An 18,168-nucleotide genomic window follows, 5' to 3' on the forward strand; every position below is an offset into this window, starting at 1 on the left:
CACATACCCCTTGCTTTATTTATCGATTATCTCTGGCAACTTTGCTTATGGGACTGCCCTCCCTCTATCTCGAGAGGAAAATGTAGGAGGTTGTCCGCTAATGAGTACAAGAGAAGAAAGAACGAGAGAGTTTCTGCGCAGTCGGTTCGGCATGTTTATCCACTGGGGGCTGTACTCAATTCCGGCGCGGGGAGAATGGGTTCGGGGCAACGAAAAAATGAGCTTCGAGCAGTACAAGGTTTTCTTCGACGAATTCGACGCGACCCGGTACGATCCTCGGGCTTGGGCGCGCGCCGCCAAGGCGGCAGGACAGAAGTATGCAGTGTTAACGACAAAGCACCACGACGGCTTCTGTCTGTTCGACAGCAAGCTGACCGACTTCAAGGCGACAAATACGCCGGCCGGGCGCGATCTGATTCGCGAATACGTCGACGCTTTCCGCGCCGAAGGGCTGTCCGTCGGTCTCTACTACTCGATCATCGACTGGAATCACCCCGATTATCCGGGCTACGGCGACCGCATTCATCCGGATCGGGGCAACGAAGCCGCCAAGGACAAGCCGATCGACTTCGATCTTTACTTGGACTATATGCACGGCCAAGTGCGCGAGCTGCTGACGAACTACGGCAAGATCGACATTATGTGGTTCGACTTCTCCTACGACGATATGACCGGGGAAAAATGGCGAGCGACCGAGCTCATCCGCATGATCCGCTCGATCCAGCCGGACATCATCATCGACAACCGTCTCGGCGGGGACATTCGCGCGGCGGAACCCGAGGAATACGCCGGCGATTTCTATTCTCCCGAACAGATAATCCCTCCGGGCGGCATCGTCGATGTCAACGGCGCCTCGATTCCGTGGGAGGCCTGCATTACGCTGAACGACAACTGGGGCTATCATTCCGGGGACAGAGAATACAAATCCGCCGCTCAGGTCATTCGTACGTTGGTCGAATGCGTCAGCAAGAACGGCAATCTGCTGCTCAACGTCGGACCGGATGCCAAGGGTGAGATCACCCGCGAATCACTCGACGTGCTTGCGGAAGTCGGAGAATGGCTGCGCTTAAATGGCGACAGCATCTACGGATGCGGAGCTTCGGAGCTAGCCAAGCCGGAGTGGGGCCGTTATACTCAAAATGGGAACAAGCTGTACGCGCACGTCTTCGACCGCGGCATCGGACCGGTCTATTTTGCCGGCCTGAAGGGCAGGATCAAGCGGGCGCGATTGCTTCGCGACGGAACTGAATTAAAGGTAGAACTCCCCTGGATGGCGGAGCAATATTCCGACATCGACAGCGGCGCGTTTATTACGCTTAAGGGCGCGCGCCTGCCCGACGAGAAGGATACGGTCATCGAGCTGGAGCTTCTTCCATAAGGGAGGAACAAAAGGATGAGCGAGTTGGCAACAGGACTGGAGGAAAGCTTGGCGAACGGAGCCGAGCCTCTTGTGCTGGAATATCGCGGAGGTTTTCTGGAAAACGTCCATTACGGACATGTATGCGCAGTGAACGACAAAGATGACGTTGTCGGGCAATACGGCGATCCGAACGCAATCACGTTCATGCGCTCGGCGGCGAAGCCGATTCAGGCTCTGCCCTTTTTCCTGGAAGGCTTCGACAAGCGGTTCGGGTTCACCCCGGAGGAACAGGCGATCATGATGGCTTCGCACCGGGCTCTCCCCTACCATGTAGAGGCGTTGGAGGGAATGCTCCGCAAGCTGGGGCTGGATGAACAGACGCTCGTCTGCAAACCGACCTATCCCTTGGACGCAGACGCCCGGGATGCGCTCGTCGCCGAGCGGCAGCCGCAGCGTCGCATCTATCACAACTGCTCCGGCAAGCACCTCGGCGTGCTCGCCTCCTGCGTCGGTATGGGCTATTCGCTGGACAACTACTATTCGCCCGATCATCCGGTTCAGCGGCGCATCGTTTCGCTGGCCGCCGAACTGGCGGAGATTCCGCAGGAGGACATCCGAATCGGCACCGATGGCTGCGGCTTCCCGGTATTCGGCATGCCGCTGCGGCACATGGCGACCGCCTTCCTGAAGCTGGCCTGCCCGGATCTGATCGCCGACCCGGCGCTGCGCGAGGCGGTGCGCAAGGTAACGGGACTGATGAACGCCTATCCTCGCATGATTTCAGCTGAATACTTAATCTGCCCGAACCTGCTTATGGACGACAACATCGTCGCCAAGGGAGGAGCCAAAGGCATCTATTGCTTCGGTCTGAAGAAGGAGAGGCTCGGCTTCGCGCTGAAGGTCGTCGACGGTTCGGAGGATGAATGGCCAATCGCGGTCGCTTCTATACTGGAGCAGATCGGTTACGACAACCGGGAAACGATCGACCGCCTGTACCGGATCGGTCCGCCGGAAATCCGCAACGACAACGGACTGGTCATCGGCGAGAATCGCAGCGTCATTCAGCTTCGCCGGGGGGAAAAGCTATGACGCGCATCGATTGGATCGAGCAAGCACGGAGACGGCAAGACGCGCTGCTGCGCGACTTGTCGTCTCTCCTTGCGATTCCGAGCGTGAAGGACGAAGCCTCCGCAGGTCCGAACGCTCCTCTTGGCCGAGAATCCGCCCGTGCTCTGGCTTGGACGCTGGAGCTGGCCGGGAAGCACGGACTATCGACTGCGGAGATTGAAGGCATCGTCGGCTACGCCGATTATGACGGTCCGGAAAGTCTCGCAGATGGCAAAGACAGTAAGGACGACTACATCGCGGTGCTGAGCCATGTCGACGTCGTGCCCGCCAGCGGCGAATGGACTTCCCCTCCCTTCGTGCCCACGATTCGAAACGGCCGTTTATATGCGCGGGGAGCGCTGGACGACAAGGGACCGGCTCTGGCCGCGTTTTACGGCATGTTGATCGTTAAGGAGCTCGGTCTGCCATTGCGCCATCGGGTTCGGCTGATTTTCGGAACCGATGAGGAGACCGGCATGAGCTGCATGGACGCTTATAATCGCCATGAACGTCCTCCGCTCGCCGGATTTACCCCCGACGCCGACTTTCCGATCGTCCATGCGGAGAAAGGGCAGATCAACACGGCCATGACGCTGCGCTTATCGGGCAGCAATGAGGGCGAAGCGGAGCTGAGGCTGTGCGGTTTCCGTTCCGGCTTCGCCGCGAATATGGTGCCCGACGCTGCGGAAGCGATCGTTCACGGCTCTCCGGAAAGGCTGGCGGCCGTCGTATCGGAGTTCTGGTCGTTCTGCTCCGCGAACGGACTGAACGGCACGACCTCGACCGACCTGCAATTGTCGGAATGCTCGACCGTGCTGCGCATGGCCGGCAAGTCCGCACACGGCATGATGCCGGAAATCGGCGTCAACGCCGGGCTGCGGCTGCTTGAGTTTCTGGGCAGCCAGCCGCTGGGCGGGGACGACGAGCGGTTCGTCCGCGGCGCGGTCGAGCTGCTCGTTCCCGACACTTCCGGCGAGGCGCTCGGCATCTCCTGCCGGGATGAAGCGACAGGAGCGCTCACCGTTAACGTCGGTTTGCTTCGCTACGCACCAACCGCGGGAGAGGCGTTCTTCCAGCTCAACATCCGGTTTCCGGCTTGCGCGAACGGAGAGCAGCTTGTCGGCAAGCTGGAAGAACGGCTGCGGCCGTACGGCTTCCAGCTCACGCCGCCGACTCTTAAGCCGCCTCATGAAGTGCCTGCCGAACATCCGATGATCCGGGCGCTGCAGCGCATCTACACGGAGCAGACCGGACATACTGCGACGCTGCTCTCGACGGGAGGCGGCACTTACGCCTGCAAGCTGCCCGGTTGCGTCGCCTTCGGCCCTCTTTTCCCGGGCGAGGAGGATACGGCGCACCAACCGGACGAGTCGATCTCCATCGACAGCCTGCTGCGGGCGACCGCCCTATATGCCGAGGCGATCTACGAGCTTGCGAACATCGACTACGGAAAGGAGCCTTAACGCATGAGGATCGACATTGTGGAAAGGCTGGATGAGCTTTCGGCGGAAGGGCCGGGGGCAGACTCAGAGTCCGATTCGCGTCCCGGAACGGGTTCGAGTTCAAGCCCGGCCTTGTCGTCGGAGGTCATTCTCCATCTCGCCTTCGAAGGCGGCCAAGAGGGGATCCCCGGACTTAACGTCGAGCCGACTCCTTCCGCAGCCGCTTTGGGGCGAACAAGTCTGCTGTACGGAGCTCCCGGACAACGTCACGCGGCGATCGTCGGGCTAGGCTCTGCGCACGCCCTCAATGCCGAGCGGCTGCGGCGGGCGGCCGGAAGCGCCGCTCGGGCCGTCGGCCGCGAAGGCTACAAGGCCGCAGCGGTCGATCTCGGCCCGGCGGTGGACGGTCTGGGCGCGGAAGTCGGCGTACAGGCGTGGTTGGAAGGCTGGATGCTGGGCAGCTATAGGTTCGATGCCTATAAGAAGGAGACCGGGAGAAAAAGCGCGGTCTCCTCGCTGCGGCTTCTGGTTGACCCGTCGATTCGCGATGCTGCGATCGAGTGGGTCAAAAAGGCGCAGCATCGCGCAGAAAGCACAATGCTTGCCCGAGATTGGTGCAACGAGCCTGCCAATGTGATGACTCCAGAGCGGCTTGTGGACGAAATTCAACAGCGTTTTGCGGATCTGCCGGACGTTCATGTGCGAGTCTATCGCGGGAATGATTTGGCTGCACATGGCATGAACGGACTTCTGGCCGTCAGCCAGGGCAGCCGCCATGCCCCCGCTCTCGTCGAACTGATCTACGCCTCCGATCCGTCCCAACCCCTGGTCGCGCTGGTCGGCAAAGGGATGACATTCGATATGGGCGGCATGAACGTAAAAACGGGGCGCGATCTGAGCGAAGCACGCTTCGACATGGGCGGAGCCTGCGCCGTCGCCGGAGCGCTCGATCTGCTGGCGCGCAGCGGAGCGGCGGTCAACGTCGCCGCGCTAATCGCCGTCGCGGACAACGTGCCGGGGTCGGGCGCTCTGCTCCCCTCCTCCATCGTTCGCTATCCGAACGGCCTGACCGTTCAGGTCGGCAACACGGACGCCGAGGGGCGGCTGATTCTGGCCGACGCTTTGCTGCACGCGCAGCGGCTTGGCGCAGCCGAGATCATGGATATCGCAACGCTGACGGGCAGCGTCGGCCACGCGCTCGGGCTGCGAGTCGCCGGCGTATGGGGCGATCTCTCTATAACGGAAGCGCTGCGCGACTGCGGCGAAACGTGCGGAGACCGGGTATGGCCGATGCCGCTGATCGATGATGACGAGGAGCTGCTGCGCAGCGACTACGCCGATCTGAACAACATCAGCTCGAGCTCCTACGGCGGAGCCTGCGCAGCGGCTCTGTTCCTGCGACGGTTCGTCGGGGAGGACGTTAGATGGGCTCATATCGATATGGCCAATACCGTCCAAGCCCCGTCCGATCGCGGCTATGAGACCGTCGGTGCGACTGGCTTCGGCGTTCGTCTTCTTGCAGATTATTTGCAAAGAATCAGAGCTTAGTCCATATCCTGCAAGGCGGCAAAGCCTGGACAGACTGCGCACCGCGGTCCCCAGGCTTGTTTCGCAGTTGGGCGGAACTTTGGTACAATAACTGCAAGGAGTTGAGATCAAACGTGAAAAATGAAATCATTACCCGCTTCAAAACCTACGCCCAGGTAGATACGCAATCGGATGAAAACAGGACAACCTGCCCGACCACCGATGGCCAGCTGACGCTAGGACGAATGCTGGCAGAGGAACTGAAGGAGATCGGCATGCAGGACGTGACGATCGACGACAACGGCTACGTCATGGCCACTCTTCCCTCCAATACGGATAAGGATGTGCCGACGATCGGTTTTCTGGCGCACCTCGATACGGCTACCGATTTTACGGGCAAGAACGTTAAACCGCAGCTTGTCGAAAACTACGACGGCGGGGATATCATCCTGAACGCGGAGCAGAACATCGTTCTCTCCCCTCGCGATTTCCCTGAGTTGACGGAATACAAGGGACAGACGTTGATTACGACTGACGGCACGACGCTGCTTGGCGCCGACGACAAAGCGGGCATAACCGAAATCATGACCGCGATGGCTTATTTGATCAAGCATCCGGAGATCAAGCACGGCCGTATTCGGATCGCCTTTACCCCCGACGAGGAGATCGGCCGCGGCCCTCACCGTTTCGACGTTGCGGCCTTCGATGCGCAATTCGCCTATACGATGGATGGAGGCCCGCTCGGAGAGCTGCAATATGAGAGCTTTAACGCCGCGAGCGCCCGCATTACGTGCACAGGCACCATCGTTCACCCCGGAACGGCCAAAGGCAAAATGGTCAACTCCGCCAAAATCGCGATGGAGATCCACAGCCGTCTGCCCGTCCAAGAGGCGCCTGAGCACACGGAGGACTATGAGGGCTTCTTCCATCTGATCTCCATTAACGGGGACGTGGAAGAGACGAAGCTGAATTATTTGATCCGGGACTTCGATCGCACCCGATTTGAAGGACGGAAAGAACTGCTCGCAGCTATCGCGGAGGAAATGAGGAAGAAGTACGGAGCGGAGCGAGTATCGCTTGAAATCAAGGATCAGTACTTCAACATGCGCGAGAAAATCGAGCCGGTTCGCGAGATCGTCGAAATTGCCCATCAAGCGATGGTCAACCTCGGCATTGAGCCGCTCGTCCAGCCGATCCGCGGAGGAACGGACGGTTCTCAGCTCAGCTATATGGGGCTGCCCACTCCGAACATCTTTACTGGCGGCGAAAACTATCACGGACGCTTCGAATACGTCTCCGTCGATACGATGATCAAGGCCGTAAACGTCATTGTCGAGATCGCCAAGCTGTTCGAGCAGCGCTCCGAGCGTTAATCGCACAGCAAAAAAGGGGCTGCCCCCATTAGCGCTTCAAAGTGATAGGAGGATGCGCCTCCCTCCGTTGCTATACGCCCCTGAAATCCGAATGGGGAAACCCGTGACAAGGTAATTTCAGGAGCGTATGAGGCAGCCTCCACGCTATAATTGGCCCACAACTTTTCCAATTTTATGGAAATTAAACTTTACTGGGGATCTATCTATTTGTACACAAAAGTTTACGCGGAGGGAAGTTAGTCGAAATATTGTACAACGCAGCCCAAATCAGGCTTAAACAGAGAACATTTGATCGAAAAATCGCACAAAGCCGCTCTTCTCAGGTTCAAACGACGAACGTTTGTGGGAAAAACCGTATAAATCATCCAAGACCAAAGATTGTATGATATCGATCATCTCAAGCAACTTTACTTATGGGACAGCCTATCTCTCTTTGTACCAACGTCTCCTTACTCCCACTCTCCTGCCTTCTCGTCCGCCTCCGGAACATGCCGATACTGCTCCAGATCGATCAAGCCGTTCAAGCCGATCTCGACCCCTTCGTTTTCCAAGTAGAGCTGCTGCATATATCGCCCCTCGCCCTCCTGGATCGCAATCTCTCCTTTGGAGTTCAAGACCCTATGCCACGGAAGCCCATGCTTCTCGCTCAAGGAATGAAGAATGCGCACAACCTGCCTTGCCGCTCTCCGGCTCCCGGCGCATTCCGCCACCTGCCCGTAAGTCATGACGCGCCCTTCGGGAATGCTGCGAATAATATCGACGACACGCTTCGTAAATGGCTGCATCCGAACCTCTCCCCGTTCGCAATCGAATACTCGTCCCCATTGTATCACGTATGTTCTTGCCGCGAAGGCGTACAAATTGAAACCTCGTTACACCGTTTCCGGCCTCCACCAGACTGCCGCAGGGAATTCCTTTGCGCCGATCCGCATGACTTGTCCAATCCTCGGAGTGGCGACGGATGCACCGCTTTCTCTGGCCGCCTTCGCCGCTCGCTCGACAGGATCGGTCCAGGCATGCAAAGCCAAGGTAAACGCACCCCAGTGGATTGGAATCATCGTTTGGCCGCGGACGTCGAGATGAGCTTGAACCGTCTCCTCAGGCAGCATGTGAATGTTAGCCCACCGCAGATCGTATTGGCCGCATTCCAATAGCGTCAGATCGAACGGACCGAAACGCTCTCCGATTTCTTTGAAATGAGGCCCATATCCGCTATCCCCGCTAAAATACACCTTTGCCTGCTTCCCCGCGATGACCCAGGAGCACCATAACGTAGAATTGCGGTTGCCCACGTTCCTCCCGGAAAAATGCCGTGCGGGAGCGCATACGAGCTTCAGCCCTTCGTACTCCAGTTCGTTCCACCAGTCGTGCTCCGTAATTGTCGACGCATCGACGCCCCATCGCTCCAGATGGGCGGCTACGCCAAGCGGCACGATAAAACGGCGAACCTTGCCGTGCAGCTTTCTAATCGTGCCGTAGTCCAAATGATCGTAATGGTCATGCGAGATAATTACCGCATCAATCGACGGAAGCTGGTCGATCTCGATAGGCAGATGTTTGCTGTAGCGTTTGCCGCCGATCATCGGAACCGGTGAAGGGGCGCGTCCCAGCATCGGATCCAGAAAAATCGTTTTGCCGTCGAGCCGCAGCAGCACGGCGGAATGCCCGAACCAAGTTACCGTCGCTCCCTCGTCGGACCGCAGACGTTCCGGCGACAACTTCTCCGTCTCCAGTGAGCCTTGCGGCCGACTTTGCGGGTTTCCTCTCACCATGTCGACAAGCACCTTCACAGTGCCTCGAAAGTCCATATTCATCGACGTCGGGATTTGGTTTACAAACTTGCCTGCCTTGCTTTGCGGCGAAGTATCGATCCGCTGACGGCTACTTGGAGAGGCTTTTCCGCCTAGCGGGGGATAAGAGCGAACAAGTATATATCCCGCGATCGCAACGATCGCCAGCACGATGATAGCAGTAATCATAAAGATCTCCCTCGACTCTCGTAGTATGCGGACAACCGTCCGCATAAAGGCTGAATGAATCTATCCTATACTTATTGCATTCAAAAATCCAATCCAATGCCCTCATCTGCGCCAAGTCACAAAAAAAAGAACCCACCCCGCCTCCCTGTTATTCCAAGTCTACATTTAGGCGGGACGCGTAGCGGTCTGCGAGACCGTAAGAGGTGTGCATTTGAGGTCGGTGGGGCGCCTTAGAAAAAAAAAGAGCGGGCTATCTTCACAGATAACCCTTGCTCTTTTTCTTGATGTCTAAACTAAATGACCTCGCCTCGCAAGACCCACATTCGTCAGCCGTGTACGGCCAACACTTCGTCCCAATTCCAATACCCGTAGTAATCTGTCCCCAAGTCCAGGTTTTTGATCCAGACGGAGGACGGCTTCCCGGTTTTCCCCGCAGTCAGAACATCCGCCTGCTTCCCATTGGTCCGCACCCAGACCAGGCTCTGTTCACGCGGGAAAAATTGCGGAGAGAAATCCCCAAAGCCTTGCGGAGGCTCCGTCATTCCAACAGACTTGTTGCTTTGCAGCCGTACTTCGACCAGTCTGGGCAACGGCCGATCCGTACCTTCACCACTGTACTCCTTGGCTCTGGACACCGCAAGACGACCGTCCTCCTCCCAGGCGAAGCCCCGATCGGCGTATCCCTTCGGCGTATGCGTCTTCGGCTTGCCGTTCGCAGGAATGCGCAGGGTCCGCAGAACCTTGTTGCTATACGCTTCCCGGCCGACCCCGGAAATAAAGGCTAACGTGTCGCTACGATCGGCCCACTGGAACCAATCCGCATGGTTCAGCATCTCATCGATCTGATAGAAGCTGGCGCCGTCGGCGGACAACAGACATAGATAATTGCCGTCTGCCGACAGGGAAGCGGTCGGCTTGGCCAGGAATGCAATCCATTTGCCGGACGGCGAATATTTAAATCCGCTTGTCCCGACCGCGAAAAACTGATCGGACATCTCCGGCAGCGTGTACAGAGTTTGGACTTGTCCCTCCAGCGGAATTTTAAGAATACGCACGCGCTCCCATTTTTCATTCACCATACGAGCCGCTGTAGAAGCAATGAAGCCCTTGCCGTCGGGCAGCCAGGAAAAGCTGCCGATGCCTGCTGCCGTTTCCCTCGGCGCGTCCGGCTTGTCCGCCCGAACCGTATACAGCTTCTCGTCCAGACGATAAGCCAGTTCATTGCGTACGGGGGACCAACTGAAATCTTCTCCTGCTCCCGCCGCCACGAGGCGGTGCTGGCCTGTAGACACATGCAGCAATCTCAGCTCCGGCTTTTCCCCTCCTTGCAGATAAGCGATCCATTCCCCATCGAACGACCACTTCGGATAACGAATCTCCGGTCCTTGAAGGAGCCGCCGTTCCCCGTTTCCGCCGCTCTTGAGCCATAAGCTTCCTTCTCGTACGAACGCCGCTTTTAACGCATTTTTCGGACTGGCCGCCGCAAGTGCCGGTTGCAGCGACAAGAGCAGCAGCACCACAAGCGCCACTAATCTTCCTTTTTGTCTCCATGCCCGTGTGAACATCGCATTTCATCTCCTTAGAATTCCCCTGTGAACGGTCGAATGGCTTCAACCCTCCTACAGTGTCCTTCCCTTGGAAAACTTATGCGTTCCGCTCGCTTTCAGCTTTTCCTGCCGGGCTGCCCAGCGAAGATTCCGTCCTCTTGCGGCAATCCCTACTTCCTCAACAACTCCCGAGCGAGCGCGAACGCCGAACCGATTCTCGAAGCTCGGCCGTGCTTGCGAATATACGAGTAGTCGGTGAGCGTCACCCCCGCGTCGCGAAGCGCATAAGCGAAATCATCGTCCAACATAAGCCGGTATTCCCATACCCTTTTCTCCCAATTCGGCACGTTCTTCTGCATGTATTCATCCTCCGCCGCGGGATGAATATACGTTTCGCTGATTCCTTCAGGCAAGTCGTAGAGCTTGCCGATCAGCTCCTCCTTGAACCGCTCGTAGGTTTCCCCTTCCCGCAAATGGAACGGATGCGACAGCAAATAATCGGGAATCGCTACGCCGAGCACCCCGGCCAGAGCCGAAGCTTGAGCAACCGCCCGCTCGACTCCCGGAATTCCAGACAGCAGCGGGTCGCCCGGATAGACTTTGCGGAACAGGCGGAAGGGCAGCTTCCACTTGGCGCACAGCTTAAGCGCATGCGGAATGTGGCTTCTTCCGGTTCCGATGCCGTATAGGCTGCCCATGTGATTGTCCGCATGGCTGAGCACGATGCCGTGACTGATCGCTTTCTCGTACTGGGCGTTCAGTTCCTTCAGCACGGCTTCCGTGTCGGCATGGCGCTCGAACTCTTCGATCGTCTTGTGCATATGGCCGCTTTCGTCATGAAGCGAAGCGTGTCCGGTCAGACTGGGCCATCTGACGGCATCGAATTCGCTAGTCAGCGTCAAATGCAGCCCGACGTTGGTCTGCCCTCTGCGCCTGCACCACTCCGCCGCCTCGTCGAAGCCGGGAGCCGGCGTCATGATCGTCGCCGAGGACACTCGACGCTCCTCAAGCAAGTGCATGATAGCTGCATTCATCGGCTTGCTTTGCCCAAAATCGTCGCAGTTAACGATGAGATACTTAGGACGCATTCTCTGTTTTCCTCTCTATTTTCACGAAGTACGAAATGATAATTGATACCGTAAGCAGAATTAGCGGAACGACGCTAATCAGATAGCGGAAGGTTTTCTCCGGATTTGGCCCGGGATTGTCGCCGCTCTCATAGCCGAAAATAACGCCGACGATCAAGAAGGCCAGTGCCGAAATCAAGCCGCTCGAACGAATAATAAAGCCGCTGACCGCCGTATAGATGCCTTCCCGCCTGCTGCCCGTTTTTTCCGCGTCCATGTCGATAATGTTGCTGTTGACCATCGGGGGCGAGACCAGGAAGCCGGCCAACCCGAAGCCGACGATCACTCCTGCGATCACGCCGTTGATCAAGCCCGTTCCGAACCAGAGCGGAATGACGGACAGCGCATAGGCGATAAACGACAGCCTCCAGCCTTTGACCGGGTCCATCCGACGCAAGAGCCAGTACCAGACGCCGACGAGAGGAATGACGGACACGAAGACGGAAGCCAGCAAAATCGTATTCTGTTCTTCGGGAATTTTCAATACGTACTTGGCGTAAAAAGGAATCGTAGCGCTAAGCAGGCCGTTGACGGTCTGTGCGAACGAATTAGCCAGGTTGATCAGCCAAAACGGCTTGTTGCTGAGCGTTTCCTTAAATGCCTCCTTCAGCTTGGGCTGCGGCGCAGCGCTTGCTTCCGGATCCTCCTTAACGAATCGCAAACAGATGAGCATAAACACCGCAAACGTCACCGCATACACAATCGCCATATTGCTGAAACCCATCGCATTAAACAGAATCGGCGTCAGGGCCGTACCGATGAGCAGCGCAACGATCTGGAACCCTTGTTGAACGGCGGACGCCTTGGCGCGAACTCGGTCGCCTCGGAACAATTCCGCAAACAACGCGCCGTAGTTCACCCAGATTACGGTCGCCACCGCCTCGTAAAAAATGAGCGCGATCAGAAACCACGTAAACAACCCCATCTCGGACATGTTTTCCGGAGGAGAAAACACCATGATAAACGACAGCATGAACAACGGAATCGCCACGAAAATCCATGGTCTCCTGCGACCATACTTGGATTTCGTCCGGTCGGACCAATAGCCGAACAAAGGCTGGTTAACGGCATCCCAGATCAGAAAAATCGTGCGGGCCAGCGTTGCCAGACCCAGGCCGAGGCCAAGCTTATCCACATAATAATAGCTGTAAAACGTACTGAACGCCTGGCTCGGTATCATCATCGCCAACATTCCGAAAGCATACATTATCGGGGTATTCACAAATCTTTGCCGCATAGGCAACAACAACCTCCGCTATTCTCGATTTGTAAACGCATACACATTTAAGGGAAAGGCTGCGCCGAATCCGCAACTATGAATAGTTCTTCTTCGGTCGTTTCCTTTCCTTCCTATATATTCGAGAAACTGCGATTTATCCCGATTTCTTTCGGCGTTCTATTAGCGTATAATGCCGGTATTAATTACGTCCAGCGATACGCCGACATCGAACGGAATACTCGGGTAAACCTTCTTCCAATCGAGCTTCCGCCACAAATTCGGATAAAAAGACATAATCCTCCGGGCGATGCCAAACCCGTCATGCCGAGCCTCCTGCATTGTCGCAACAACCGAGTCGGCTTCCTTCGTTAACCGTTCGGACAACGTCTTCTCCAAATTGTGCAGTACCTCTTTCTTATATAAGTGATTGCTCGGGTCTTCTATGACGCTCACTCTAAGCCTAACATTTAACGCGACTCTGGGGCGCCCTTCTTTGTCGACATGGATTTTCAGTTTTCTTCTAGCTTTCAAAATATCGATGGTCGTGTAGTTGTATCCTTCGTCCTTGTCGTCGTTTTGCACCTTCAGCGTTAGACGCAGGTTCTTATTCTTCTCCCCGGCAAGCAGGAGATAAATCTTGGAACGATCCAGATTCAGCTTACCCGTCATATGCACGCCGTTGAACAGGGCAATTCCTTCAACCTTGGGCATCCCGTCGGTCAGCTTCAAATAAGGCAAGGAAAAATCAAAGCCCCTGTCCAGCGGATGAAGCGTCTGAATCGTAACGCGGGGGACTTGCGATTGCAGCTCCATGCTTTTCAACAGATTATCGATATGAAGTCCGATCGTCTTGGGACCGACCATTTTGAGCCGGATAATGTCCTCCGCTTTGCCATGAGCGATCGCGACTCGCGCATTCAAAGGACTTCGGGGATCGCGGTAATAAACGTCCAAATACGGCATAATATCGCGACTCCGAACCATCTCCTCGCCAAGGACCAAGACGCGCATTTTCGCCGACGAGTATTGACCCGACACTTCGTCGTCCAGCAGCTCGCGAGCATGATCCGTGCTTCTCGCCACCACGGAATGAACCTCGCTCGTATCTTTGCTGCCCGATTCGGAGACGAGAATGTCCCGTATCGATACCGTTGCCCTGATCAATCCTTTCGAAGCAGTATCGATGCCTCCGATGCTAATATTCCGCTCGTCCTTCAACAGCTGCTGGTCCCAGCAGCCGCTCACCGCAAGAGCTAAAAACGCCAATACGGCCGCCCTGATCGCGTGTTTCATCCTTTTTGCACTTGCTCCTTCCGCTCGAGCTTTCGAAAATAGGATATTCCCAGAAGCAATGTCGGCAGCACCACCAAGGTCAGCGTGGTCAGCGCGGAGACGATCTTCTGCATCCAATCGATCATATCCTGGTCATGAGGATAGACGGCCAGAGTCCAGATCATTGCGGCAACAAGGGGAACCGTCCCGGCATGCCGGGATTTTCCGAACAAGGAGGACACCGATTTGGCCGCCATATACAGGTAGGCCATCACAGTAGTGAGGACAACCACCGTCCATATAGCCAGAAAATAAAGATCCGCCCGCTCGAACACGGTAAACGACAACGCTTTGACCATATAAAGAATCGGTTGGGGAATCAGCCTCAGCTCTAACGGCGTAAAGACGAGCACGCAGGTAAATACCAGGAAAGCGTAGACAACGGTGGAAAATAAATTGGCGTACATCCCGGCCTTCAGCACCGATTTACTGCTTCCCTGCACGAAAGGAAAGGCGAACAGGAGAATCTCGAATCCATAAAAGGAGTTCATCGATAGCGCCGAGCCCTTCACAATATTCAGAAATCCCGCATTGCCGATCGGCAATGCGTACAGCCACTCCGCTTCTCTGTATGCATACAAAGCTATTAGGATCAACACAAAAATAAGAATAAACGTCAGCACGAAAAACCGGGTAATGAAACGTAAATTTTCAACTGCCATATATACAGCAACTGCAAGCATTAAACCCAAAATCATCCAAGATGGCGTATTGCTGAAAATCCAGTCCCGAACAACGTCGCCGAATTGCGCGAGAATCACCCCGCATTCCGCAATAAACATAACCGCATATATAGCGTGGATGATTTTTCCTAGCGGCTTGCCCATTAGCAACGGCAAGAAGTCAAAGAAGACCATTCCGGGAAATCTCCGGCCAAGCGCCCAGATCGCCAGTAGCAGCACCGCCGATGCGCCTCCGCCCAGAATTACCGCAATCCACGCGTCGTTATACGCCTTCGCCTCCACCGTGGACGGGAGAAACAGCACCCCGACTCCAATCTGGGTTTGGACAATGAGAATCATAAGCTGTCCCGGCGTTATCCGTTCTTTATTCTTGATCATGCCTGCCGCCTTCCTTGGACCTGTGCTCCTGAACCAGCTTCTGTGGACGAGGATCGTTCGGCCGTTCGTTGAGCTTCCAGTAGGGCAGCCGGACAAGCGCGTCCTTCCAGTCCAGGATGCGAAACGGAGCCACCGGAGCGAAGTAAGGCGTGCCGAAGGATTTCAGCTTGCACAGATGCACGAATATGGCCGTCAGACAAAAGGCGATACCGATAAACCCGAACATTGAGGCGGCGATCATGACCGGGAAGCGCAGCAGACGCACGGAATAGCTCATCTCGTGCGACGGCACGACAAACGAGGCTATCGCCGTGAGAGCTACCACGATAATCATCGGATAAGAAACCAGGCCAACGCGCACAACCGCGTCGCCGATGACGAGCCCGCCGACGATACCGATTGACTGGCTGACCGGAGTCGGCAGTCTTATGCTCGCTTCTCGGAGCAGCTCGATGGTCAGTTCCATGAACAGCGCCTCAAGAATGGGAGGATACGGAATTCTTTCGACGCTCCCTTTGATTTGATAAAACAGTTCCATCGGGATAACCTCGTAATGAAAAGTAACGACGGCAATATAATAAGCCGGCAAGGTAATCGCGATTAAAAAACTGAATAGCCTAAGCAGCCGGATAAAGGAACCGGCTAACGAACGGCTATTATAATCGTCGGGGGACTGATAAAATACGAAGAAGCTTGTCGGCATCAGCAATGCCGCGGAAGTCCCCTCCATCAGAAGGGCGACGCGCCCTTCAAGCAGATTGCCTGCGACGCGATCGGGACGTTCCGTCTGTAGAATTTGCGGAAAAGGCGAAAAGGAACGATCCTCGATATACTCCAGCACCAAGTAACCATTCATCAGGTTGTCCGCGTCGATGGCTCTCAACCTCTGATCGATATCCTCGACAATTTCCGGATCGGCAAGATCGTTCAAATAGATGAGGGAAGCCTCGGTTTTCGTCATATTGCCCAGCGAATACCGCCGCACGACCAGGTTGCGGCTGCCGATCTGCCTGCGAACCAGCTGCAGGTTGACATGGAGGCTTTCGATGAAGCCATTGTGCGCGCCTTGGACGGCTTTTTCGTTGGTGGGCTCGTCCACGGAACGTTGCACGATTGCCGCCGTCTCGATCGCGTAATACTCTTCCCGTTCGTGACGGAAAAGAAGAGAGTAGCCTCGCAGCAACAGCTCGATCCCCGATTCCAGATCCGTTAGTCTGCGCATATCGGCCGCGGGTATGATACGTTCGGGATCCTTATCCTCCGAGCTGAGCATAGGCTTTAAGATTGCTTCATGAATTTTCGCGAGATCGCAAACCGAGCTTAAGTAGACGAGGAGCGCGGGCCGGGCCGCCTGCTCGAACGAACGCTCCTGAAGATCGTCTGTATGGAATAAAGCATTGCGGACGTATTCTACATTGGCGGCAATATCGCCCATCACGCGTCTTCCATGAGAAGGCGCTCTTCTCGTTATACCTGGCGGCGTCTTGCTTTCTTTCCGATTATTGGTGAGCATCCTTTTGATAAATCCCATGATTCCCTCCTGAAACGCTGCTTTTCAGGATAGGTTTTCCAGACAATGCACCATTTATGAGGCCGGCAGCGCCTATAACAAAAGGCTGCACCGACGTTATCGGGGCAGCCTCTCGCAAATAGAGCTTATCGCGCCGCTCTGTATTCGATCTACAGACTGGCTTTCAAAATATTCAAAACGTCGTCCTGCGACAGAAGCATAAACGAGCCGATCGGTCCAAACTGGGTCGCTTCTTCCGCCATTCGTTCCAGATGCTCGTCGTTAATGCCGACTTCGCCAAGCGTCGCCGGGGCTCCGATTCGCGTAAAGTACGCCCTCGTCGCCGCGATGCCTTCAAGCGCAATCTCGTCGTCGCTCTTGCCGGTCGGATCGACATGCCAGACTCGCACCGCATACTGCACGAATTTGCTTATCCGTTCCTTGTACACATACTTCATCCAGTTCGGGAACAGAATCGCCAGTCCCGCTCCGTGCGCAATGTCGTAGATGGCGCTCACTTCATGCTCGATGCCATGCGTCGCCCAATCCGTCGTCACCCCGTTAGGCAGCGTACCGTTCAGCGCGTATGTACCCGCAAGCAGCAGATTTGCCCGAGCATCGTAGTCGGTGCCGTCCTCCAGCGCTTTCTCCCCGTTCTCAATGACGGTCAGCAGAACGGATTCCGCAAGCCGTTCTTGAAGCGGAATGTCGGTCGTCAGCGTAAAATATTGCTCGAACACGTGCGACATCATATCGACTATTCCGTTCACCGTCTGATCGCGAGGAACGGTATAGGTCAGCTTTGGATCCAATATCGAAAATCGGGGATAAACCAGCTTGCTGCCGAGTCCCCTCTTCTGCTTCGTCTCCCAATTGGTAATGACGGCGTTGCCGTTCATTTCCGAGCCTGTAGCCGCGAGGGTAAGCACGGTTCCAAGCGGCAGCGCATCTTGAATGATCGCTTTGCGGATCGTAAAATCCCACACATTGCCTTTATACAGAGCGCCCGCCGCAATCGCCTTCGATGCGTCCAGCACGCTTCCGCCGCCGACCGCCAAGATGAATTCGATGCCCTCGGTTCGGCAGATATCGATGCCGCGGTTTACCGTAGAGAGACGCGGATTCGGTTCGATTCCGGAAAGCTCGTGGACCGTAGCGTCGATATTCCTTAGCTGGAACATCACGTCGTCGTACAGCCCGGTTTTCTTGATGCTCCCTCCGCCGTATACGAGCAAGATCCGCTTTCCGTAGGGTTCAATCAATTCCCCCAACTGCCCGACTTTGTCCGCTCCGAAGACCAGCTTGGTCGGATTATACCATTCAAATGCGTTCATGCTTCGTATTCCCTCCTAGGCTAGCGCCAAAAATGGGTACTCCACCTCTAGTGTACCATTCTTTAGCTTGCCTGGCACAATTGGTTTCATTCTCGGGTGTTATTAGACCCGCCACCACTTGTTCTCATGGCCTTTTTATCCTCGTTACGGTCTGTCTGCAGCTAGAATAAAAAGTGGACACCTCATAAGAGCAGACAGATAATGAAAACAACAAGAGGAAGAGGTGTCCGGGATGGGTGAGAAGAGACAG

General features: G+C 55.8%; 14 protein-coding genes. 5 read left to right on the forward strand and 9 right to left on the reverse strand.

The window, feature by feature from the left end:
* Positions 1 to 100 precede the first annotated feature (100 nt).
* The 5 genes from DFP98_RS37395 (at position 101) to pepT (ending at position 6,809) form a co-directional block, all read left to right on the forward strand.
* Entirely contained in the window at positions 101 to 1,378 is a 1,278-nt protein-coding gene (locus tag DFP98_RS37395; RefSeq protein ID WP_116065740.1) for an alpha-L-fucosidase, read from the forward strand.
* A 15-nt stretch (positions 1,379 to 1,393) separates the two neighbouring features.
* On the forward strand, positions 1,394 to 2,449 hold the full coding sequence (locus DFP98_RS37400; protein ID WP_116065741.1) for an asparaginase: 1,056 nt from the start codon (positions 1,394 to 1,396) through the stop codon (positions 2,447 to 2,449).
* Positions 2,446 to 3,930 carry a dipeptidase PepV gene (gene pepV / locus DFP98_RS37405; protein ID WP_116065742.1) on the forward strand — a complete coding sequence of 495 codons (1,485 nt, stop codon included), beginning with the start codon at positions 2,446 to 2,448 and terminating at the stop codon, positions 3,928 to 3,930. The genes DFP98_RS37400 and pepV overlap by 4 nt, the downstream gene beginning before the upstream one ends.
* Before the next feature lie 3 nt (positions 3,931 to 3,933).
* Positions 3,934 to 5,457, forward strand: coding sequence for a leucyl aminopeptidase family protein (locus tag DFP98_RS37410; protein ID WP_116065743.1), 1,524 nt, complete (start codon positions 3,934 to 3,936; stop codon positions 5,455 to 5,457).
* A gap of 113 nt (positions 5,458 to 5,570) precedes the next feature.
* Positions 5,571 to 6,809, forward strand: coding sequence for a peptidase T (gene pepT / locus DFP98_RS37415; RefSeq protein WP_116065744.1), 1,239 nt, complete (start codon positions 5,571 to 5,573; stop codon positions 6,807 to 6,809).
* 449 nt (positions 6,810 to 7,258) lie between these two features.
* On the opposite strand, the gene DFP98_RS37420 is transcribed toward pepT, so the two are convergent.
* The 9 genes from DFP98_RS37420 to DFP98_RS37460 all read right to left on the reverse strand — a co-directional run bounded on the left by DFP98_RS37420 (position 7,259) and on the right by DFP98_RS37460 (position 17,918).
* Entirely contained in the window at positions 7,259 to 7,594 is a 336-nt protein-coding gene (locus DFP98_RS37420; RefSeq protein ID WP_116065745.1) for an MGMT family protein, read from the reverse strand.
* Between the two features lie 87 nt (positions 7,595 to 7,681).
* Positions 7,682 to 8,788, reverse strand: coding sequence for an MBL fold metallo-hydrolase (locus DFP98_RS37425; protein WP_116065746.1), 1,107 nt, complete (start codon positions 8,786 to 8,788; stop codon positions 7,682 to 7,684).
* A gap of 326 nt (positions 8,789 to 9,114) precedes the next feature.
* Positions 9,115 to 10,353 (reverse strand): hypothetical protein, encoded by a 1,239-nt coding sequence (locus DFP98_RS37430; RefSeq protein WP_116065747.1) that lies wholly within the window; start codon positions 10,351 to 10,353, stop codon positions 9,115 to 9,117.
* A 152-nt stretch (positions 10,354 to 10,505) separates the two neighbouring features.
* Positions 10,506 to 11,423 carry a polysaccharide deacetylase family protein gene (locus DFP98_RS37435; protein ID WP_116065748.1) on the reverse strand — a complete coding sequence of 306 codons (918 nt, stop codon included), beginning with the start codon at positions 11,421 to 11,423 and terminating at the stop codon, positions 10,506 to 10,508.
* Complete coding sequence (locus DFP98_RS37440) at positions 11,413 to 12,699, reverse strand: MFS transporter (protein WP_116065749.1); 1,287 nt, start codon at positions 12,697 to 12,699, stop codon at positions 11,413 to 11,415. Before DFP98_RS37440 ends, DFP98_RS37435 begins: the two co-directional genes overlap by 11 nt.
* A 162-nt stretch (positions 12,700 to 12,861) precedes the next feature.
* Positions 12,862 to 13,974, reverse strand: coding sequence for a Ger(x)C family spore germination protein (locus DFP98_RS37445; RefSeq protein ID WP_116065750.1), 1,113 nt, complete (start codon positions 13,972 to 13,974; stop codon positions 12,862 to 12,864).
* On the reverse strand, positions 13,971 to 15,074 hold the full coding sequence (locus tag DFP98_RS37450) for a GerAB/ArcD/ProY family transporter (RefSeq protein ID WP_116065751.1): 1,104 nt from the start codon (positions 15,072 to 15,074) through the stop codon (positions 13,971 to 13,973). Before DFP98_RS37450 ends, DFP98_RS37445 begins: the two co-directional genes overlap by 4 nt.
* Positions 15,061 to 16,605, reverse strand: a complete 1,545-nt coding sequence (locus tag DFP98_RS37455) for a spore germination protein (RefSeq protein WP_246017146.1) — start codon at positions 16,603 to 16,605, stop codon at positions 15,061 to 15,063. The genes DFP98_RS37450 and DFP98_RS37455 overlap by 14 nt, the downstream gene beginning before the upstream one ends.
* A 149-nt stretch (positions 16,606 to 16,754) precedes the next feature.
* Positions 16,755 to 17,918, reverse strand: coding sequence for an iron-containing alcohol dehydrogenase (locus DFP98_RS37460; RefSeq protein WP_116065752.1), 1,164 nt, complete (start codon positions 17,916 to 17,918; stop codon positions 16,755 to 16,757).
* Positions 17,919 to 18,168 lie beyond the last annotated feature (250 nt).

The sequence above is a fragment of the Cohnella phaseoli genome (assembly GCF_003386235.1).
Classification (GTDB): domain Bacteria; phylum Bacillota; class Bacilli; order Paenibacillales; family Paenibacillaceae; genus Cohnella; species Cohnella phaseoli.